This window comes from Flavobacterium soyae, assembly GCF_045348165.1.
GTDB classification, from domain to species: Bacteria; Bacteroidota; Bacteroidia; order Flavobacteriales; family Flavobacteriaceae; genus Flavobacterium; species Flavobacterium soyae.
This window is the reverse complement of sequence record NZ_CP150845.1, coordinates 1,674,555-1,696,533: the sequence shown is the minus strand read 5'-3', so window position 1 is coordinate 1,696,533 and position 21,979 is coordinate 1,674,555. Positions and strand designations below refer to the sequence as shown.

Here is a 21,979-nt window from a genome sequence, read left to right as displayed (position 1 = left end):
TAATATGAAATTCACAAAGATCATAGCTTCATTAGCAATTGCTGGTTTAGTATTCGTAAGTTGTAAAAAAGAAGAAGATAAAAGTTTGGCAGTAATTAATGCTGAAAAAGCTGCTCCAAAAGAACACAAACCAATTGCTGCAGAAAATGTACAAACGGCAAGTTTCAACATTGAAGGTATGACTTGTGCAGTTGGATGTGCCAAAACTATCGAAACGGAATTATCTAATTTAGAAGGTGTAGAAAAAGCAACTGTTGATTTTGATAAAAAATTAGCAACTGTTACTTTCGACAAAACTGTTCAAACTCCTGAATCACTGACTAAAGTTGTTCAGGAAACCGGAGACGGAAAAACATATAAAGTTTCGAACTTTAAATCTAAAGTTTAAAGTTTCTCCATAAAAAAGAGGTTGTCTCGACTTTTAGAGACAACCTCTTTTTTATTCGGATACCTATCGGAGAAATTTTCCATTTACGCGATTCTCAACAGCTTGATTTTACTTTTGAGACAGCCTCTTTTTTAGTTATGGAAGTTAAAAGCCTTTAAATTTGGTAGTGATAAAATTATAAAGCCGTAATTATGAGATTAAAAGAGTTAAAAAACAAATATGATGTCAACATGTTTGATGAGTTATCAGACGAAAATTTAGTCGCGAAAGCAGGCGAATGGGAGTACTATTCGGCTATTGGCCTAAACGGAATAATAGCAATTGGATGGTTTTCAGATGAAAATATTTTACTAATTAATGTCGATGGAATTTTTATTTATGATATTCTTAAAAAGAATACCATATTTAGTGATTATGAGAATTCATTTATAAAAAGCATATCTGATGATAATTTGACTTTTTTTGTTGAAAGTAAGTCTGAAACTGTATTTATTTTTGGATTAAGAGGTGGAGGTGGAAATTTATTAACAAAGGATAATACATGGAAGATAGAAGTTGTTGATATTGCTTGGAATATCAAGGCACCCAGACTCTTAAATTATAAGACTGAAAAAAAATATTTTTTAGAGTTGCAACAAAATAGTTATGAGGGAAATAAATATTTAGGGTTCTCAAAGTCAGAAAATTATTTTCTAATTATGGGGGATGGCGGTGTTGACATTTTTTCCCGATTACCTGATTACAATGAGCCAGATGGCTCGGATATATCAACGCGATGATATCGGTTTCCTGACCAATAGGACAAAATTATTCTCATTATGGGATGAAAAATAAACTCCGCTCCCGCACGAATCATTTCGTGTGGCATACAACCATAACACGACACAATCAAATCAAAGAAAAGTAACCCTTATCTGTTTTTTCTGTTCTTATATTTAAAAAACAAAAAGAGGCTGTCTCAAAAGTGAGGCAGCTTTTTTTGTGGCATAAAAAAAGGAAAGCTTTCGCTTTCCTAATTCTTGCAATTTGATTAAATTGCGGTGTGTGTATAGCTTCAAAAGTAGTCTTTAAAGATTACATTCCCAACCAAAATGTGCTTTTTCCTCCGAATTTATCGGAGCTGATTGATAGTAAGCACCCTGTAAGAGTAGTCTCTGGCATCGTTGATGGTTTAGATTTAACAAGTTTAATGCGCAATTACAAACCAGGAGGCACTTCAAGCTACCATCCTAAAATGCTTTTGAAAGTGTTGGTCTATGGTTATTTGTGCAATATTTATTCAAGCCGAAAACTTGAACAGGCCCTTAAAGAAAATATCCATTTTATGTGGCTCAGCGGTATGAGCCAGCCGGATCACAATACGATCAATCGTTTTAGAAGTCAACGTCTAAATGGGCAGATTAAAGAAATTTTTACCCAAATTGTTCTTTTGCTAGAAAGGGAGGGCATCGTAAGCCTTAAGACTGCCTTTGTTGACGGCACAAAGATTGAAGCCAATGCCAACCGCTACACTTTTGTATGGGGGAAGGCTATTAAAAAGAGTAAAGAACGTATTGAACAACAGCTGGAAGAACTTTGGAATTATGCACAGAGTGTAGCCAAAGAAGAACTCAAAAATACAGAATCTGTTGATTTTAGGGCTATTGATAAAGAAAAAGTAGAAGCTGCAATCAACACGATCAATGCAGTTTTGAAAGAGAAAAAAGTTCCTTCGAAAGTACGCCAGAAGCTCAATTATGCCAAAAAGAACTGGCCAAAGAACCTTGAAAAGTACAAACAGCAAGAAGAAATTCTTCAAAACAGAAACTCGTTCTCCAAGACCGATACCGATGCCACTTTTATGCGCATGAAAGAGGACCATATGCTAAACGGCCAGTTAAAACCGGCTTACAATCTGCAGATCAGTACCAATAAGCAGTTCATTCTGCACTACAGCCTGCATCCGAATCCTACTGACACAAAAACGCTTAGCCCGCATATTGATAGTTTTGAAAAATCATACAAAAAAGTTCCCAAAGAGTTAGTTGCCGATGCTGGCTATGGTTCGCAGGAAAACTACAACTTATTAAAAGCCAGAAAAATAAAAGCCTTTGTTAAGTACAATTATTTTGACAGAGACTGCAAAACCAAACAGGTGACCGCCTCGCAAAACAATCCTGAATTGCTCAAATAAGGTAAAAGGCATTTGATTTACTTAAAACAAAACGGGGAGAACAGCTCAGAAAGCAAAGGTGTCATGATGTAGAACCCGTATTTGCCCAGATCAAGCACAATAAAGGATTTAAACGATTTATGCTTCGAGGACAAAACAAGGCCGAGGTAGAAATCGGATTGATTTCTATTGCCCATAATTTACAAAAAATGGCCTTTACAGGATAAAAACAGCTCGTTTTTACCTAAAATCAGCAAGAAATAAAAAATTATCTTGAAAGTGGAATCCGAAAAACCTGAATTAATGTTTTTAGTGGACAATCTTGTTTTTACCAAAAAAAAGAAGCTGTCCTTTTGAGACAGCCTCTTTTTTGTATTCTTTTATTTCCATTTTAACGTTTCCATCAATCGCTGCATATCATTTTTGATATAACTTGCAGCCGGCATTACAGAATCAAAATTTGGTTTTGCATAAAAATAAACTGATCCTGTTATAAAATGTTTTGTACTGTCTGTAACGTAAAATTGAGAGTTTGTAGCCGCATTTCCATCCACTTGATAAAACATACCGTAAACTTTCTTTTCTGCGTTTAAATACGGTTGTTCTAAAATATCATCGGCTTTAATAACGTGTTCGTAAGTCAGTTTTTGAGCATCTTTTAAAAGCTTTTCGATATCGCCGTGAACAGGCTTATAGGTTAAGTAAATCGTCGCTTTCATTTTTGGATATGTAATCGCAAATCCGCAGTCTTTTTCACCTTTAATAACCGCATCTTCATTCATTTCAAAAGCAAACGGGCAATTGTTTTCAAAATTGACATATTTGGCTTCTGGATAATCTAATCTAAGGAAACTTGCAGGTTTGGGCAAAACGTCGTCTTTACAGCTTACAACTGTTAATGTGAGCAAAATTACCGCGACCGAAATTATTCTTTTAAACATTTATTCTATTGTTACTTTTATTTGTTTTACACGCTTCTTATCAACTGTTTCTATTGTAAAAAGACAATTTTCAAAAGCTATTTTTTGATCTTTTTTAGGGAAATTCCCCAGGATTTCTAAAATAAATCCGGCAAGCGTTTCGGCTTCACCTTTATGAGATTCAAATATATCTTCGTCGACATCGACAATTCTATAGAAATCTTTAAGGTTTATTTTTCCTTCAAAAAGAAAATTCTTTTCGTCTATTTGAGAGAAATTTAAATTTTCATCATCAAATTCATCGCTGATATCCCCTACTATTTCTTCAATTATGTCTTCTAAAGAAACTAATCCGGAAGTTCCGCCATATTCGTCAACAACAATTGCCAAATGACTTTTAAGGCTTTGAAAATCTTTTAATAGATTATCCAATTTTTTATTCTCAGGAACGAAAAATGCTTCTCTTATTAAAGATGTCCAGTCAAAATTGTCTTTATCAATATGCGGCAATAAATCCTTAACAAACAAAACACCTTCAATCTGGTCAATATTATCTCGATAAACCGGAATTCTTGAAAATCCTTTTTCGATTATTTTAGGATAAATTGCCGAAAATGATTCTGTAATTTCCAATGCAAATATATCAATCCTCGGACTCATAACCTGCTTTGTATCTGTATTTCCAAAAGAAACAATTCCTTCTAATATTTTTTGCTCTTCTGTTGATGTTCCTTCAGAATCTGTTAATTCTAAAGCCTGAGAAAGCTGATTTATAGAAAAGCTGTTTTTTTGTTTCCCTAATTTATTATGCAAATATAAAGTAACACTGCGCATAGGCAAGCTTATTGGCGACAGTAATTTATCTAAAATAGAAATGGAATAGGCGAAACGTTTGGCAAATTTTACATTGTTACGGCTTGCGTAAACTTTTGGCAAAACTTCTGCAAATAATAAAATCAGGAAAGTAACCAGAATTACTTCTAAAATAAATTTTAAAACAGGAGAATCAACACCTGAAAAAATGTTTCTGCCAATAAAAGAGAACAAAATAACGACTCCAATATTTAAAAAATTATTGGCGACTAATAAGGTTGCTAAAAGTTTTTTGGGTTTGTCTAAAAGATCAGAAATAATTTTTCCTTTTGAAAGGTTTTCCTGAAGAGTGTCATCAATATCTTTTTGGGACAAAGAAAAAAGTGCAACTTCGGCACCTGAAACAATTGCTGATAAAAACAGCAAAATAAATATTCCGACAAAACCAATTATTAAATTGGTGTCTAAAGTTGTAGTAAATAATAAACTGGGCTCCGGGTCCAAATTACATAGGATTAGTTAAACAATCAAAAAGGCAGATCATTAATTGGCAAACCTTCGTTTGGCGCATCAAAGTTAGCATTTTTTGCTGGTTCCTGATCGTGGCCTGACCGCTGATTTGCAGTTTCTTTTTTGGTAGTCAGAAAAGTAAATTCTGTAACCTGAATTTCGGTTGTATATTTTGTTGTGCCGTCTTCAGCCTGCCACTGTCTTGACTTAATACGTCCTTCAACATATATTTTATCACCTTTAGAAAGGTATTTTTCACAAATTTCGGCAGCTTTATTACGCACAACCAAATTATGCCATTCTGTAGACGTTATTTTTTCATTGGTCGTTTTATTTATGTAAACTTCATTTGTAGCCAGTTGAAAGCGACCAATACAGTTTCCTCCATCAAAATAATGCATTTTTACATCATCGCCTAAATGACCAATAAGCATAACCTTATTTAATGTTCCATTCATAATTAATAGTGGTATTTCTACCAAAGATACATTTTTTTAGCAAATTAATTCCTGCTTTTATAAAAATTGTAGATTGTATTTAGAAAAGTATTTTTACTTAAAACAGCATTTCATTCTGTACTAAATATTTCCAATTCTAATTAAACGAAGGAATATAAAATATTGACACTAAGAAAAATTATGTTAAATAAAAAATTATTGTATTTTTGATTCATGAGAAAAATCGAATTTGTCAGCTGCCACAAACTACCTGAAAGGTCTTTTTTTTATAAAGGGAAACAATTTCCTTTTTGTGCCCGTTGTACCGGCATTTATGTTGGCTATTTTATTTTTATACCTCTTTTATGGTTTATTAAAATAGACATTTATCTGGCATTACTAGCAATTCTTCCAACAATGATTGACGGTCTCACGCAAGCCTATTTTAATAGAGAAAGTAATAATTTTTTGCGCTTTTTCTCAGGAATTATTGCTGGATACGGACTTGCCGGATTATCTGATTTTATCGCATACTGGACAGTATATTTTTTTAAATACATTTTTATTAATTAACCACGTAAAACAAACAATTATGTCTGAAGAAAATTCTAATTTTAATGAATTCGAAAAAAATGATAAATCGGAACAAGATTTAAGCACGCCGCTAAAAGTTTTATCTTTTTGTATTCCGTTAGCCGGAGCAATTATTTACTTTGTAAAAAAGAATGATGAGCCCGTAGCAGCAAAATCAGCATGTAATATGGCCTTAATTGGTTTTGCAGTTGGAATTGTGGTTAGAATAATTCAGTACGCCGCCGCCGGAGTATAGAAATGAATAAAAAACGACTTCTCATAAAAGTCGTTTTTTATTATTATAATTTCTCAATAAAATTATATATTACAATTGGAAAAGGAAAGCTTTTTAAAGTTTTCAAATCAATTCCTTTTTCAAGTGCTTCATTAATTTTTATTTTCCAAAACTGAATGTGAAGATGCTGATGCGAAAGCTTATGAATTATGGCCGCTTCACTGCATTCTTCGATACCTACTATAGTATGGAAAGAAAACATATCATTTTTTACTATACCGGCAACAGTATTAAAATCTACAATTTCACTGCTTTCAAAAAGAGGAAACTCATACAAATTATGCCAGATTCCTTTTGCAGTTCTTTTTTGAACAATAGTGTTTCCTAAAATATCTTCTAAAACCAGATAATTAAAAAACCTATTTGTAATTTTTACTTTTTTTGATTTTACCGGTAAAGAATCAACTTTATTTTTCTGCAGCGCTAAACAGCTGTCATTAAAAACACAGACAGAACAATTGGGACTTTTAGGAACACATTGCAGTGCGCCAAACTCCATTATCGCCTGATTGAATATCGCCGGGTTATCTTTTGGCATTAATTCATAAGCCAGTTTTGTAAATTCTTTTTTTGCTGTGGGCTGTGCAATATCTGATTCTATATCAAAATAGCGGGAAAGTACACGAAATACATTTCCGTCTACAACAGGAACGGCTTCATTATAAGAGAAAGAAGCAATTGCAGCGGCTGTATATTCGCCTACACCCTTTAAATTTAAAAGTTCTTTATAAGAAGGAGGAAAACTTCCGTTTAAATCATCGGCGACATATTTTGCCGTTTTGTGAAGATTTCGAGCTCGTGAATAATAGCCAAGTCCCTGCCAAAGTTTTAAAACTTGTTCTTCAGATGCATTTGCAAGATCAAAAACAGTAGGAAATTCCTCCGTAAAAGCAAAAAAGTAAGGCATTCCTTGCGCAACTCTTGTTTGCTGCAGCATAATTTCTGAGAGCCAAATTTGGTACGGATCGGCCGTTTTTCGCCACGGTAAATCACGTTTGTTTTGTAAATACCATTTTATCAATATGTTAGAAAAATTCATTGCAAAATACTTAGAATACAAAAGTAAATGTTTATGTAATTAAAATTTAACGAATTAGCTTGATTAATTATTTTTTTAATTCCTATATTTGCAAACTCAAAAAAATAGTACACCATTTATAAATAAAATAGGAAAGAAAATGACGAAAGCAGATATCGTAGCGAAAATTTCAGAGAAATTAGGTCTTGAAAAAGGAGATGTTCAAGCAACAGTAGAAACTTTTATGGAAGAAGTAAAAACTTCTTTAGAAACAGGAGACAATGTTTACCTAAGAGGTTTTGGTAGTTTTATTGTAAAAACCAGAGCTGAAAAAACTGGTAGAAACATCTCAAAAAACACTACAATCAAAATCCCGGCACACAACATCCCTGCGTTTAAACCTGCAAAAGTATTTGTAGAAGGAGTTAAAACTAACAACGAAGCAAAATAATATTAATTAACATAAATCTGACACGATATGCCAAGTGGTAAAAAAAGAAAGAGACATAAGGTAGCTACTCACAAACGTAAGAAAAGAGCGAGAGCTAACCGTCACAAAAAGAAAAAGTAGTTTTAAACTACTTTTTTCTTTTTAAACGTTCATTGAAATTGAGAATTAGTGTTCAGTCATCAGATTTTAGTATTCAGTTTACTGATTACTTGGAACTGGAAACTGCCAGCTAGTTTTCCCCGGGTTCAATACCTGTTAAAATATTGTTTAATCCATCCTTGTAGAAGTTGATGGTTCTTGGTTTTTGGTTTTTGGTTATTTTTACCAACAACTATCAACAAACAACCGACAACCAATTCACGGATAAAAATTTACAGTGTGAATAAAGAATTAATCATTAGATCTAGTTCTGAAGCCGTAGATTTTGCCTTATTAAAAGATGGAAAACTAATTGAATTACACAAAGAAGAAGAGAAAAGCAACTTTCAGGTTGGTGATATTTTTATTGCCAAAATCAGAAAACCAGTTGCCGGACTTAATGCTGCTTTTGTAAATGTAGGCTTCGAAAAAGATGCCTTTTTACATTATCACGATTTAGGCCCAAACTTAGCTTCTCAGCTGAAATTCATAAAACTTGTAAGCGCAGGTAAAATAAAAGATTTCTCCCTAAAAACCTTTCAGTTTGAAAAAGAGATTGACAAAGATGGCATCATTACTGATATTTTAAGTGCCAATCAATCTGTTTTAGTTCAAGTAGTTAAAGAACCTATATCGACCAAAGGCCCAAGAATAAGTGCTGAGCTTTCTCTTGCCGGAAGATTTATCGTTCTAGTTCCTTTTTCTGATCGTGTTTCTATTTCTCAAAAAATAGAAGACAAAAAAGAAAAGGATCGTCTAAAAAAACTTGTTCTATCGATCAAACCTAAAGGATTTGGTGTTATTGTTCGTACAGTAGCCGAAGGCAAAAACGTAGCCGAATTAGAAAAAGATTTGCAGAACCTGCTTGGCAGATGGTCTGCAATGTGTAAAAAATTACCAACTGCTCATCATCCATCAAAAGTATTAGGAGAGCTTAACAGGGCTTCTTCGATATTAAGAGATGTATTCAATGATACCTTTAGTGGTATCCAAATAGATGATGAAGAGTTGTACCATCAAACGAAGGAATATCTGCAAGAAATTGCACCTTCAAAACAATCGATTGTTAAGTTTTATCAATCAAATGACACTCCAATTTTTGAGAAATACAATATAGAGAGACAAATCAAAACTTCTTTTGGCAGAACCGTTTCTATGAGTAAAGGGGCTTACCTTATCATCGAACATACTGAAGCTCTTCACGTTATAGACGTAAACAGCGGAAACCGTTCGAATAAAGCTACCAACCAGGAAGACACCGCCATGGAAGTGAATATGATTGCCGCAGCAGAAATCGCCAGACAACTTCGTCTGAGAGATATGGGCGGAATTATCGTAGTTGATTTTATCGATATGTCTAATCCAGAAAACAGGAAAGTTTTGTTCGACTTCTTGCGAGAAGAAATGAGCGACGATAAAGCAAAGCATAAAATATTACCGCCGAGTAAATTTGGTTTAGTCCAGATTACAAGACAGCGCGTAAGACCAGAAGTTAACATTAAAACCAGAGAAGAAGATCCTAATAAAGTCAATGGTGAAATTGAAGCACCAATATTAATAATAGACAAGATCACCTCTGATTTAGAAAGACTTTTAAAAACCCACAATAAAGTTGTGCTTAACACACATCCGTTTGTGGCTGCATACCTCAGCAAAGGTTTTCCATCATTACGTTCAAAATGGTTTTTTGAACATAAGAAATGGGTGAAAATCATACCTCGTGACGCTTACACGTACTTAGAATACCATTTCTATGATAAAAAAGGAAATGTTATTTCAGAATAAAAATCAAAACCGCCCCGATGCATCGGGGCGGTTTTTTTATGCTCTTTTTTTTGCCACGAATTACACGAATTTGCACGAATTAATTTGTGTCAATTGGTGTAATTCGTGGCGGAAATTTAGGCTTAAAACTATATTTAAAAAGTCATTTTGAATACAAAAGTGTCACCCTGAGCGAAGTCGAAGGGCGCTCCAATTGGCACGCGGGCTTCGACTTCGCTCAGCCTGACATACAGTAACTTCTTTTTTAAATTTGGAATTTATTCCCTCACAATTTCTATTTTTCGTCTAATTTCATTTCCAGAAGCATCTACAACCGTAATATAATGTATTCCTGTTGCTGGCATAATTGGCAGTTCATGAAAAGTTTTTGTGGTGGCTTTATAAACATCATCAACATACCAAAAAAGCTCTTTATCCCTTTCAGAATAAGCTACTTTTAAAATTACGGGCTGTACTTTACTATTGAAATCTTTAGTCAAATAAATTTTGCTGTTGGCTTTCGGATAAATAAAATCCATTGTTTTAGTTTGTGTTCCTTCGCATCCTTCTTTAAATGGCGGCAGAGGTAAATATTCTATATGCTGGCTTTTGTAATACCAAGCCATTACAGGAGGCAGTACAAACCAGTTTTTAGTTACAATATTTTCAATGCTTTCGCAGCTGCTGTTTACCTGAAATTGTTCTGTTTTATCTAAATGAATGGTTTTATGATACGGACAAACTGCTGTAGATTTTCCTTTTTTAGAAACCCATTGTTTAATTTTTGGGCAATTTTCTTTTGCCAAATAACCGCTTAAGCGACAAACCTCAACTTCTTCTAAATCTTTATACGGAATATCAAACCATCTTTGTCTTGGAAGTAAATTAAAAACGTCAAATAAAATTGGCGCGGCACTCGTAACTCCGGTTAAAGTCGGCCTTCCTTCTCCGGTTGCATTTCCAACCCAAATTCCCACTACATATCTTGAATTTGTTCCAATGGCCCACGCATCACGATTTCCGAAACTTGTTCCTGTTTTCCAGGCAATTTTTAATGAGCTGTCATAAAATTTCCAGGCTTCATCTCCTTCTGGTCTATTTACTTCTTCCATTGCATTATACGTTAACCAAATTGATCCCGCACCCAAAATATTCTTCTGATTCGTTTCAGATCCAAAATCAGGCTTAAAATCGTTTTTATAATTTAGCTCTGTGAATTCGTTTGTTCGGTATTTTCCGTTGTTTTTAGTGTAATAATTAACCGTGGAAGAAAGATTTGCATACGTTCGGCATAAATCCCACAAATTACTTTCGGCACCGCCTAAAATAAGCGATAAACCATAATGATCAGGGGTTTTATTTATGTCTTTTAATTTGAATTTTTGAAGTTCTTCATAAAATTTATTGACTGTAAATTCCTGAAGCATTAATACTGCCGGAATATTTAATGAACGCGACAAAGCTCGATGCGCCGGAACTGCTCCATCAAAAGTAAGGTTAAAATTCTGCGGTGTATAACCTGAAATCTGCGTTGGAATATCAGCCACCAAAGTATTCGGTAATAATTCGCCGTCGTCAAGCATTGCGCCGTATAAAAGCGGTTTCAAAATACTTCCTGTACTTCGCGGAGCATCAATAATATCAACATCTTTTTGATGATCTTTATCTGTTGGGGAATTTCCAACATAACTCATTACATTTCTGTTCTGAACATCAATTACTAAAATTGCCAGATTATGAACTTCATTCTGCTTGTATTGATTGTAATAATATCTTGCGATTTGATTTACACGATTTTGCAAGGCATGATCGATTGTAGTTTTTACCCGTGTTCCTTCTTCACTTTTTGCCACTCTCTGTAATAAATGCGGTGCAATTTGAGGCAGATCATAAGGTTTTTGAGGTAATGGTTCTTCTATCGAAAGTTCGTACGTCTGTTTGTCAATTATTCCTTCCTGATGCAGTTTCAGTAAAAGTCGGTTTCGTTTGTTTAGTAATTTTATCTGATTTTTTCCGGGATAAATTAAACTAGGCGCATTTGGTAAAACCGCCAAAACAGCATTTTCTGCCCACGATAATTGATTGGACTGTACGCCAAAATAACGCCACGAAGCCATTTCGAGTCCAACGACATTTCCTCCAAATGGCGCATGAGCAGCGTACATTTCGAGAATTTCATTTTTAGAATAACCTAATTCTAATCTTGTTGCGAGAATAATTTCGACAAGTTTTTCAAAATAGGTTCTGTTTTTCCCTTTTCGGGATAATCGGATAACCTGCTGTGTTAAAGTACTTCCTCCTCTTACTACTTTACCCGCTTTTCGGTTTTGTTTAAAGGCATTTACCATCGCTCCCGGATTAAATCCCGGATGTTTATAGAAATACTCGTCTTCAAAATAAACAATACATTTTTTGAATTTATCTGGCACGCTGTCCTGCGCCGGAAAACGCCATTGTCCGTCGCGGGCAATTTTGGCACCGAGCAATTCTCCTTCTTTACTTTCAATAACGGTTGAATACGGTTCTTTGAATAAAGTTCGGGGAAGGGAAAAATAGTAAATCAACAAAAACACAAATGCAATTGCTGATTTTATTTTGTTTCTTTTAATCCAGTTTATAATGCGTTGGAAAAACGCTATAAGTTTATTTTTCAAGACTGATTTTATTTAACCGCAAAGTTTTTTTGCACGCAGATTTAGCAGATTTGGCAGATTTTCTTTTTTGATCTGCTTAGATCTGCTAAATCTGCGTGAAACTTTATTTTACTGCAAAGTTTTTTGCCCACTGATTTTACGGATGACACGAGTTTTCGCAGAGTAATTTAATAACATCTGTTCGAATCCGTTTCATCCGTAAAATCCGTGGGCTATTTTTTCATTCTACTTCACAACCTCAACCCAGAATCCTTTTGTTCTTGCCAGGAATGTATTGTCGTACATGGCTTCGCATTGTAAACCAGGTAAATAATAATTTCCTAGATACGATGCGTTTAGCAGAATTCTGAAAACTTTCGTTTCTCTCGATTTCATTCCGAAGTAGAAATTAGTTCTGTCGTCACGGATATCAATATAATCGGCAATATTATTTACTGCGTCTCCGTAATCGGTGAAACGCGTGTTTACAATTTCGAATCCAGAAGGCAGAATTTGTGATAATGCCACATTTTGGATACTTTCATTTCTTTGGTTTTTAATCGTAACCTCCGCAATAAATTCTGTTCCCTGACTAATTCTTGAAACATCTATCGTACTTCCTTTTCTGTTTTTGAAAACAATACTTGCCGAAACATCACTTTGAACAGCATTTTCATGTCCAATTGGTAAAATTCCGGTATTCAATACGCGAACATAAACCGTATTATTTTTAAGGTTTTTTAAGGTGATACTATTTGTTCCGCTGGCAGCAGATAAACTTCGATCTGCGATTGTTTTTTGCGTATTTATAGTTTCTCCTTTACCATTTTTGCTAAACTGGATATTGATTCCTTTTGGACCATTACTTATCGCAAATTTCGACATTGAATACAAACAGTAAGCCGTTGTCTGCGTACTCATCCATTGATTTGCTGACATTTCTTTGGCTAATTTTGTTGCCGTTGCAAATGCTTTTTGTTTTTGATCTAAAAGAAGCAGCGTTTCTAAAGCCATTGCTCTATTTCTTTCGTCAGAACCATAATAGTAATAATTATAACCATCCGATCCATCAATACTCGTTTGAAGCAGTAAATTCTGTCCTGCCGATTTTTGTCCGGCTAAAACATACGCAGCAGCCAAACGAAGTTTACTTTCATTCGAAATTGATTTTGTTTCGCGCAATCTGTTCATTGACGATAAATCGGCATTTCCGGCTAAAGCCAAAGTATATAGTCTATAAGACTGAGCCAGATCGTTTCCGTATTTCGGTTCAAAACGCCATTGTTTTGCTTCTTTCTGCTGATACGAAAGCCACTTTGATTTGAAATTAATTGGCAGTACATATCCTTTTTTCTCTGCTTCAATCAAGAAATGTCCAGCGTATGAAGTTCCCCAATCGTCTGCAATTGTACCTCCTTGCCAGTAAGGCAATCCACCGTTTGATAACTGGAAGTTTCCTAATCTCTGAATTCCGGCTGCGATATTTTTTTGAATAATTTCTTTACGTTTCGCATCAATATCGGCAACATCACTTAAGAATAATTGCGGAAAAACCGACGATGTTGTCTGTTCTACGCAGCCATGCGGATATTGGATTAAATATTGCATTCTGCCATTTAAATTCATCGAAGGCATAGACGAAACTTCTAATCTTGCTTTATTACTTCCGGCAACACCAAATGTTTTCCACGAAAGTGTTTTTGTACTGTTTGGAGTCAAAATAACATCTGTAAAAGTACTTGTTACCGGATTCGGGTTCGTCATATCAATTTCAACATCGTAAGATGATTTCTCATTTCCTGATGTTGCAATAACCTGAACTTTTGCAATTCCGGTTGCAGAACCTACAACCAAATTGAAATACGCCATTTTTTCGTCTGGCTGTGCAAAACTTAGCTTTTGAACAGTGCTTCCCACAACTTTTAATCCGTTGCTTGTTTTGATCTGAACAGAAACATTTTTGATTTTATTTTCAGTTGCAAAAACGGTAACCGGAATCGTCACTTTTTCTGAAGGTGAAATTTTTCTCGGCAATGAAGCTAAAACCATCAACGGACTTCTAACCGGAGTTGCTTTTTCTACACTTCCGTAAGCACTTGTCGCAGCGTCTCCCGCAACAACCATTGTTCTAACTGAACCAATGTATTTTGGAAGTTTTAATTGATGTGATTTTGTTTCTCCTTTTTCTAATTTAAACGGGCCATAATACAATACAACTGGTTTAAAACGGTTTGCTTTTTTAGCTTTTCCGCCTCCTAAATCCTGATCCCCTCCAATACTGAAAATTTGGTTTATTTTTCCGCCGTAAGCACCAATTACATCATCGTAAACGTCCCATGTTTTCACTCCTAAAGCTTCACGAACATAGAAACTATCCCATGCATTTGGCGTTTTAAAACGAGTTAAATCCAACAATCCTTCATCAACAACAGCAATTGTATACGTCATTTCTTTTCCTGATTTTTCACCCACTTTTACTGTAAATGGCTGCTCTGGTTTCAGGACATCAGGCATATTAATTGTTGGTGCTAAAATCGTGTTTTTATCTACAACCTCAATCGGAACGATTCCGTACATACGAATTGGCGAATCGTTTTTAGTTGATGCGTGCGGCTGTAATAACGTGATATTGAAATACACATTTGGCGCCATTGCTCCCGTAATTGGAACTTCAACTTTTGTTTCTCCATTTTTGGTTTCTGCCCAAAGTGTTTGTACCACTCGTGAACCATTTTCTATAGAAATTAATGCACGTCCGCCTTCACTTGAAGGGAAAGATATTTGTGCTTTTTCTCCAACAGCATAATTCTTTTTATCGGTAGAAAAAACTAACATATTAGCTGTAGAAGCATCTCTGTTTCTAGTTTTTCCAGACCAGATTGGCCAGTCGATATTTACGGTTAAAGCTGTGGCATGTCCATCGTTTGGATCTTCAACACGAATTAAATAACGTCCCCATTCTTCATCGGTTAAAGCAAATTGAAAACTTCCTCTTCCGCTTGAATCGGTATTAATTACCGTAGATTTATAAGATGTCGTGGAATTTGATGAATTATAATTCGATAAGTTATCGTTTGAAGAATCCCACCACCATCTCCAGTCTACTTTGTAAATTCTTACTTCAAGATTTCGAACTGCTTTTGGCCTTCCGTTTTCATCAACCGTAACTACTTCAAAACGATTATTCGTTCTGGTTTCAAGCATATTGTATTTGTTAAGTTCAGGCGATTTTATTCCAACGTAAGTCTTGTATGGAGAATAGGTTGTCGAAATAACGTCTGTACTAAAATCCCCGCCTTCTTCATACACTTTTGTAATGAACGAAGCGCGAAGCATTCCCGGCGCCTGACCTTGCAATCTAGGCTGAATATTTACAGAAGCTTTTCCACTTTCGTTTAATTTTCCTGAGAAAACATTGATTTCTTCTGTACTAAACTGACGGACTAAATCATCAAAACTATATTTTTCAAAACCTTTAAAAGTGGTGGTTTGCTGCGAGAATTTTGCCTGCATTTCTACATTTAAATTTTTCGCAATTGCACCATGAAGCCATGTTACTTCCAGATTATCTGTATTTGGATAAGACGATGAAAGTGTTTTTCTGCTAAAAGTATTTTTAATTTTTAAACGATTTGGTTTAATCGTTTCTATTTTAATACTCTTATAGAATTTAGCGCCGCCAACGCTTACCATTGCTTCCCAATTTCCTGTTGGTACATCCTGATTTGTTGGAACTATAAAGGCATAATGATTTAAATCATTCGTTTTTTGAACGGTTTGATAAACGGTTTTCCCATTCGGATCGTTTAGTCTGAATTTTATCGGATGTGATTTCGGAAGTTTATTTGTAGCATCATTCAAAATAAAAGACAAATACAAATTATCTCCCGGACGCCACACGCCTCTTTCTCCGTAAATAAATCCTTTTAAACCTTTTTGTAAAGTCTCTCCGGCAACATCAAAATTACTTACCGATAACGAAAGTCCGTCGTCTAACTTCACATATGTCGATTGATCGCCTAATGTTACAATTGCAAAATAGGCGAATTTATCCAGTTGGAAAGAAGCAATTCCTTCGCTGCTTGTTGCTTGTGTTGCAATTTTTTGCTGTTGAAAATTGTACAAATCAACTCTTGCGTTCGAAACAGGTTCAGTCGTCACAATATTATTTACGGCAAATAGATACGATTTGTTTTCACCTCTTTTGGCAATAACCCCTAAATCTGAAGCCAGAATATTGGTTGCAATTTTCGCATTATAATAATACGATCCAGAGCAAGGATCTTGGCTTTCTCTCCATTCGTAATCATCGTAATAATAATCGTCGTATGAGTTTCCACTGTAGTTTACATCATTTTCATCGACTTCTTCTTCCTCTTCATTATTTGAATCATCCTCTGAGGTTTCACATTTATACAGCGAATATTTCTTTTTATATTCAAACTCAACTCTATAGATCGCACCTGGTTCAGGTTTTATAATTTTAGATAAATCTAAAGCATATGTATTCCATTTCGTTAGATTTACGAGCGTGCTTTCTCTTAAATTAAGCGTTGTTTTTGCAATAGGCTGCGCCACTTTTTTGAGGTTTTGCGCTCCGTTTAATTCGTTGTATTGAAGAAACTGCAGAATATTATTTTTGTAAATTTTATAAACTTTTACATCAACGGCACTTAAATTTACTGCTTCAAAATTCAGTTTTAAATTGTTTGAACTTGGCAGAATTGTACCGTTTTTAATAAAACGAACATTTGGTTTTATCTGATCAAAAGAAATTTTTTCAGAATAGTTCGCCTCCATTTTTTTGCCGTACTGGCTTTCAATTCCCTGAAAAACTTCCAAAAGTAATTCTCCCGTAATCACTTGTTCAGGCTCTTCATCGGGAACAACTTCAACAATATCTTCTGCCGAAGCGTCAACAACAGCGGCGGCGGAATCGACAACAACTGCAGCAGAATCAACGGTAACTTCAGCCGTTTCTTCCTGAACAACAACCGGGGCTGGTTCTTCTTTTTTAGAAGCATTTTCGTTTGTAAAATATACTTTTAATAAATTCCCTTGTGTAGAAAATTTTAAGTTATTAGTGTTTTGAATCGAAACTAATCCTTTAAAATCTTGTCCTTTTTCTAAAGGTTCAGAAAAATTAATTGAAACCGATTGGTTACTTCCATCCGGAACTTCAACTTTTATAATTTTAAATTCATTAATGCTTGTAATCGGAAAATCGATTTGTCCTTTTTGATCGATATCAAAATCATTTCCGTCGTATATAATCTCCAAGTTTGAAGCTTCAGAAAAACGCTGAATACTGTCAATTATAAAACGAAATTCTTTTGCAGAACCTGTCGTTTTCTCAAACTTAATTTTAAGATTATTTCCTTTTTGTTTGGCTTCGACCAGTTTTTGAGCCGTTTCAAGATCAATATTATCTGCTGTTTTTAAAACGCAGTTTAAATATTGATATTCTTTACTGTACGATTGTATATCGCCGGTATTTATGGTAAAATCCTGCTTAACTGTTTTAACTGTAAAGTTGAATTTAGAAAGGTCCTTTTCTTTCTCTTTCGGAATTGCTGTCAGCTTGTCTAAGTTTAAAGTAACCTGATATTCTGTTCCCGGATTTAATTTTTTCTCTGAAATAAAAGCAATTGTATTGGTAGAAAGTGCTACCACTTTTCCGTGAACGTTTGGTGAAATATCAAATAAGTCGTCGTCTAATTCCTGATTGGGTTTCCAATCGTTTTTATCGAAAGCCAAAACAACCCGAATATCAGAATCGGAGGAAACGATTCCGCTGGTAAAGCTGGTTATGTACTCTTTAAATAATGAAAAATCTGAATTGAAATCCGCAGCCGATTTTCTGCCGCAGGATTGAAAAATAAAAAACACAAAAAATACGAGAACTAAACCTTTTGCTTTCACTTTTATTTAGAGTTAATGGTTAACAAGTTAGTAATTTAAGATGATCTGCTGTTTAAAGTCGTAACAGCAAAACGCAAATTAAATTACAATAAAAGTAGCGTATTTTTTGTTTCTTTATGAAGAAAATTCTTTAGCAATAATTATTTAACTTTTGTTGAAGTTTGCTAGTTATTGCAGCATTGGTTAGAGACTATTTCCAGCTATCTGCTACATCTTTTTTAAAAGATCATTTTCTTCTTTCCAGAAAAAAACGTTTCATTAAATCCGCAGCTTCATTAGCCATTACACCAGAAACCACAGTTGTTTTTGGGTGCAGTTTTGTTCCCATATTAAGAAATCCTCGCTGTTCGTCGCGTGCGCCAAAAACAATTTTTGAAATCTGGCTCCAGTACAAAGCACCTGCACACATTTGGCATGGTTCAAGAGTGACGTAAAGTGTGCAGTCTTTCAAATATTTTCCGCCGAGAAAATTCGCCGCGGCGGTTATCGACTGCATTTCGGCATGAGCAGTAACGTCATTCAGTAATTCAGTCAAATTATGGCTTCTTGCAATTACTTTGTCAGCCACAACAATAATGGCTCCAACAGGAATTTCGCCTTTAGCAAAAGCTTCTTCCGCTTCCTGCAAGGCTTTTTTCATAAAATATTCGTCAGTGAAAGGATTTTCCATAGATGCAAAAGTAAAACTTTAGTCATTATTTTTATTACATTTAAATTTTGAAATTTGAATATGGAAAAAAATCTTAAAATAACGATTCCTGAGCCTTGCCATGAAAACTGGGACAAAATGACGCCAAAAGACAATGGAAGATTTTGTTTAAGCTGTACTAAAACTGTTGTTGATTTTACATCTATGCTTCCTGATGAAATTCAGCAGTATTTTATTTCAAATAAAAATATTTGTGGAAGATTTAAAAGCGAACAATTAAGTGAGATAAATATTCAGATTCCTTATCAAATATTATATAACCAAACCCATTATCGTAAAATATTTTTATTAGCGCTTTTTGTAGCTATGGGAACTACATTATTTAGCTGTCAGGATAAGGAGGGAAATAAGCACAAAATTGATAAAGTTGAAATTGTAGAAGATTCTAAACCAGAACCACAAGCTCTTACAGGAATTGTGGTGATGCCTGTAGAAAAACTAAACACGGAAGAATATTCTCAAACTGGACATTATGGAGTTATTTATAATTCAAATGATTTGGATATTCTGCCTGTTCCGAAAACTGGAATGAAGAAATTTCATTCTTATTTTAATAAAAATTGCACTGGTTTAGATAAAGGAGAAATATCTGTTTTATTTGTAATAGAAGGCGACGGAAGTCTGAGTAATTTTAATATCCTTAAAAATACAACTTCAGCAAGTGAAAAAGATATCGCTAAAGTTTTAGAGAAAGCTCCAAATTGGATTCCTGGCAAACTAAAAAACCGAGTTGTTCGCTCAACTTACACTTTTTGTATAAGTAATAAAGGATGAAAATAAACCATAAAATAACTGCTCAGACAAAGCAATACAAATTGCTTTTAGCATTGTATGCAGCTATAGCAACAACTTTATTCGGTTGTCAAAACAAAGAAGATCAAAAACAAAAAATTGAGAATATTGAAGTTAACAAAGATACTTCTTCGGTAACAAAATCTACTGCTTTAGATACCACTACGATAAGTAAGAAAAAATTAGATCAAACCTTGCCAGATTTACCAAATGTCGAGCAAATTAAATTTAAAAAAAATACAGCAATTGTATCTGGAGAAATTGATGAAAACAAACCTTCAAAATCTGATAAAGTAAAAAAAGATGATTCTTCATTAGCTACAAAAGCTCCTTTGAATTCTAACGCAGAATTTCCAGGTGGAATAGAACAATTTCACAGCTTTTTTATGAAAGAATATAAAAAACCTGAAAACGTAAGTTATTGGAAACTAAATTTCACACTTGCATTTGCAGTAGAAAAAAATGGTACAATTTCATTTCTTGAATGCTCACCAGCAGTTGAAGAACCTTTGCAAAAAGAAATTATAAGAGTTTTAAGTTTATGTCCGAAATGGCAGCCCGGTGAATCGAACGGAAAAAAAATCAGGATGCAATATTCTGTACCAATTTTATTGAAATAGCACTCAGCGAAAAAATTAAATTTAAAACCGTAAATTTGCTTTTTACCTTACAATGAAAAGCAATTTACTTTCGAACATATACAATCCTGCCGATTTACGTCTTTTAAAAGAAGAGCAGCTTACTGAGGTTGCTCAGGAATTACGTCAGTTTATTATTGATGTTGTTTCTGTAAAAGAAGGCCATTTGGGTGCCAGTTTAGGCGTTGTAGAACTTACAATTGCTTTACATTATGTTTTTAATACGCCCGAAGATTTATTGGTTTGGGATGTTGGACATCAGGCTTACGGACATAAAATTTTAACCGAAAGAAGAGAAATTTTCCACACTAACAGGCAAATTGGAGGCGTTTCAGGTTTTCCAAAAAGAACAGAAAGCATTTATGATACTTTTGGCGTTGGGCATTCTTCTACTTCTATTTCTGCAGCGCTCGGAATGGCAATTGCTTCTAAACTAAAAGGCGATTTAGATAAACAGCATATTGCAGTTATCGGCGACGCTTCTATCGCTAGCGGAATGGCTTTTGAAGGTTTAAACCATGCCGGAGTTACCGATGCTAATATTCTTGTAATTTTAAACGATAACGCCATTGGAATTGATCCGAGTGTTGGTGCTTTAAAAAAATATCTGACTGCTGTTAAAAACGGAAAAAATCCGAAACAGAATAACATTATAAAATCGTTGAATTTTGATTATTCCGGTCCAATCGATGGACATGATTTTCCAACTTTAATCAAAGAATTAAACCGATTAAAAAAGATAAAAGGACCAAAGTTTCTTCATATTGTAACCACTAAAGGAAAAGGTTTACAGCAAGCAGAGGAAAATCAGGTAAGATATCATGCGCCCGGAAAATTTGATGCTTCGACTGGAGAAATTCATTTAAAATCAGAAGAAAATCTTCCGCCAAAATATCAGGATGTTTTTGGCTTAACAATTTTAGATCTAGCTAAAAAGAACGAAAAAATAATAGGAATCACACCTGCAATGCCTTCGGGAAGTTCTTTAAAATTTATGATGGATGAATTGCCGGAACGTGCTTTTGATGTGGGAATTGCAGAACAGCATGCCGTAACTCTTGCTGCCGGAATGGCAACTCAGGGAATGATCGTATACTGCAATATTTATTCAACTTTTTTACAGCGCGCTTACGATCAGGTTATTCATGACGTTGCGCTGCAAAATTTACCTGTTATTTTTTGTTTGGACAGAGCCGGTTTGGTTGGTGAAGATGGTGCAACGCATCATGGTGTTTTTGACATTGCTTATCTGCGTTCTATCCCTAACATGATTATATATGCGCCAATTAATGAAATTGCGCTTCAAAACATTTTATATACGGCTCAATTAGGCTTAAATCACCCTATTGCCATTCGATATCCAAGAGGACGCGGAGTCTTACAAAACTGGGAAGTAGAAAATTTCGGACATTACGAAAAAATTAATATCGGCGAAGGAAACTGCTTAAAAAACGGCACAAAAACAGCCGTTTTATCTACGGGAGCAATTGGAAATAATGTAATTGAGGCTTTAAATGAATGTGCTAATTCAGATGATCTGGCACATTACGACTTTCCATTCATCAAACCATTAGATATCAATATGTTAAACAATATATTTTCAACTTTCGAAAGTATAATTACCATTGAAGACGGAGTAAAAAAAGGCGGTTTTGGAAGTGCAGTTTTGGAGTTTGCCGCATTAAATAATTTCAAAAATAATGTCGAAGTTTTAGGTATTCCCGACCAGTTTATTGAGCATGGAAGCGTACTTCAGCAGCAACAATTGTGTAAAATTGACGTTAAAAGTTTGGTAAATCTTTTTTCAAACGGCGTAAAATAATTAT

The 21,979-nt window shown here is 34.6% G+C and carries 16 protein-coding genes and 1 pseudogene; 10 read left to right on the top strand and 7 right to left on the bottom strand.

The features are described from left to right. The first annotated feature begins 4 nt into the window (after positions 1–4). From AABD74_RS07480 to AABD74_RS07470, 3 genes and pseudogenes are all read left to right on the top strand, one after another. Positions 5–388, top strand: coding sequence for a heavy-metal-associated domain-containing protein (locus AABD74_RS07480; protein WP_406845121.1), 384 nt, complete (start codon positions 5–7; stop codon positions 386–388). A 191-nt stretch (positions 389–579) separates the two neighbouring features. Beyond that, positions 580–1,167 carry a hypothetical protein gene (locus AABD74_RS07475; protein ID WP_406845120.1) on the top strand — a complete coding sequence of 196 codons (588 nt, stop codon included), beginning with the start codon at positions 580–582 and terminating at the stop codon, positions 1,165–1,167. Between the two features lie 269 nt (positions 1,168–1,436). Continuing rightward, positions 1,437–2,767: pseudogene (locus AABD74_RS07470) on the top strand (IS1182 family transposase). A gap of 153 nt (positions 2,768–2,920) precedes the next feature. Here the strand turns inward: AABD74_RS07470 and gldD are convergent. From gldD to AABD74_RS07455, 3 genes are read right to left on the bottom strand one after another with little or no spacing between them, the layout of a single operon-like run. Next, on the bottom strand, positions 2,921–3,481 hold the full coding sequence (gene gldD, locus AABD74_RS07465; RefSeq protein ID WP_309840794.1) for a gliding motility lipoprotein GldD: 561 nt from the start codon (positions 3,479–3,481) through the stop codon (positions 2,921–2,923). Continuing rightward, positions 3,482–4,777 (bottom strand): gliding motility-associated protein GldE, encoded by a 1,296-nt coding sequence (locus AABD74_RS07460; RefSeq protein ID WP_232676316.1) that lies wholly within the window; start codon positions 4,775–4,777, stop codon positions 3,482–3,484. Between the two features lie 23 nt (positions 4,778–4,800). Continuing rightward, complete coding sequence (locus AABD74_RS07455; RefSeq protein WP_232676325.1) at positions 4,801–5,241, bottom strand: single-stranded DNA-binding protein; 441 nt, start codon at positions 5,239–5,241, stop codon at positions 4,801–4,803. Positions 5,242–5,454: 213 nt separating this feature from the next. On the opposite strand from AABD74_RS07455, the gene AABD74_RS07450 reads away from it, so the two are divergent. Continuing rightward, positions 5,455–5,793, top strand: coding sequence for a DUF2085 domain-containing protein (locus AABD74_RS07450; RefSeq protein ID WP_232676327.1), 339 nt, complete (start codon positions 5,455–5,457; stop codon positions 5,791–5,793). Positions 5,794–5,812: 19 nt separating this feature from the next. Continuing rightward, on the top strand, positions 5,813–6,049 hold the full coding sequence (locus tag AABD74_RS07445) for a hypothetical protein (RefSeq protein ID WP_232676329.1): 237 nt from the start codon (positions 5,813–5,815) through the stop codon (positions 6,047–6,049). A gap of 43 nt (positions 6,050–6,092) precedes the next feature. Here the strand turns inward: AABD74_RS07445 and mutY are convergent, their stop codons facing one another. Then, the gene (gene mutY, locus AABD74_RS07440) at positions 6,093–7,127 is read right to left on the bottom strand and encodes an A/G-specific adenine glycosylase (protein WP_406845119.1); all 1,035 of its coding nucleotides are present in this window, start codon (positions 7,125–7,127) and stop codon (positions 6,093–6,095) included. A gap of 139 nt (positions 7,128–7,266) precedes the next feature. Between mutY and AABD74_RS07435 the strand changes: the two genes are divergently transcribed. Together AABD74_RS07435 and AABD74_RS07430 are read left to right on the top strand one after the other, a co-directional pair. After that, entirely contained in the window at positions 7,267–7,557 is a 291-nt protein-coding gene (locus tag AABD74_RS07435; RefSeq protein WP_007805026.1) for an HU family DNA-binding protein, read from the top strand. Positions 7,558–7,935: 378 nt separating this feature from the next. Next, positions 7,936–9,480 carry a ribonuclease E/G gene (locus tag AABD74_RS07430; protein WP_035645529.1) on the top strand — a complete coding sequence of 515 codons (1,545 nt, stop codon included), beginning with the start codon at positions 7,936–7,938 and terminating at the stop codon, positions 9,478–9,480. 257 nt (positions 9,481–9,737) lie between these two features. Here the strand turns inward: AABD74_RS07430 and pbpC are convergent, their stop codons facing one another. The 3 genes from pbpC to AABD74_RS07415 form a co-directional block, all read right to left on the bottom strand. Next, the gene (gene pbpC / locus AABD74_RS07425) at positions 9,738–12,113 is read right to left on the bottom strand and encodes a penicillin-binding protein 1C (RefSeq protein WP_406845118.1); all 2,376 of its coding nucleotides are present in this window, start codon (positions 12,111–12,113) and stop codon (positions 9,738–9,740) included. 225 nt (positions 12,114–12,338) lie between these two features. After that, positions 12,339–18,014: an alpha-2-macroglobulin family protein gene (locus AABD74_RS07420; protein WP_406845117.1), complete on the bottom strand. Its 5,676-nt coding sequence runs from the start codon at positions 18,012–18,014 to the stop codon at positions 12,339–12,341. Positions 18,015–18,240: 226 nt separating this feature from the next. Beyond that, a complete protein-coding gene (locus AABD74_RS07415) occupies positions 18,241–18,684 on the bottom strand; it encodes a nucleoside deaminase (RefSeq protein ID WP_057121345.1) in 444 nt (147 codons plus the stop codon). A 60-nt stretch (positions 18,685–18,744) separates the two neighbouring features. Here AABD74_RS07415 and AABD74_RS07410 point away from each other — a divergent pair, with 60 nt between their 5' ends. The 3 genes from AABD74_RS07410 to AABD74_RS07400 are packed head-to-tail and all read left to right on the top strand — an operon-like array spanning position 18,745 to position 21,975. Next, positions 18,745–19,497: a hypothetical protein gene (locus AABD74_RS07410; protein WP_232676356.1), complete on the top strand. Its 753-nt coding sequence runs from the start codon at positions 18,745–18,747 to the stop codon at positions 19,495–19,497. After that, on the top strand, positions 19,494–20,135 hold the full coding sequence (locus tag AABD74_RS07405; protein ID WP_406845116.1) for a hypothetical protein: 642 nt from the start codon (positions 19,494–19,496) through the stop codon (positions 20,133–20,135). Before AABD74_RS07410 ends, AABD74_RS07405 begins: the two co-directional genes overlap by 4 nt. A gap of 52 nt (positions 20,136–20,187) precedes the next feature. Further along, entirely contained in the window at positions 20,188–21,975 is a 1,788-nt protein-coding gene (locus AABD74_RS07400) for a 1-deoxy-D-xylulose-5-phosphate synthase (protein ID WP_232676373.1), read from the top strand. Positions 21,976–21,979: the final 4 nt, after the last annotated feature.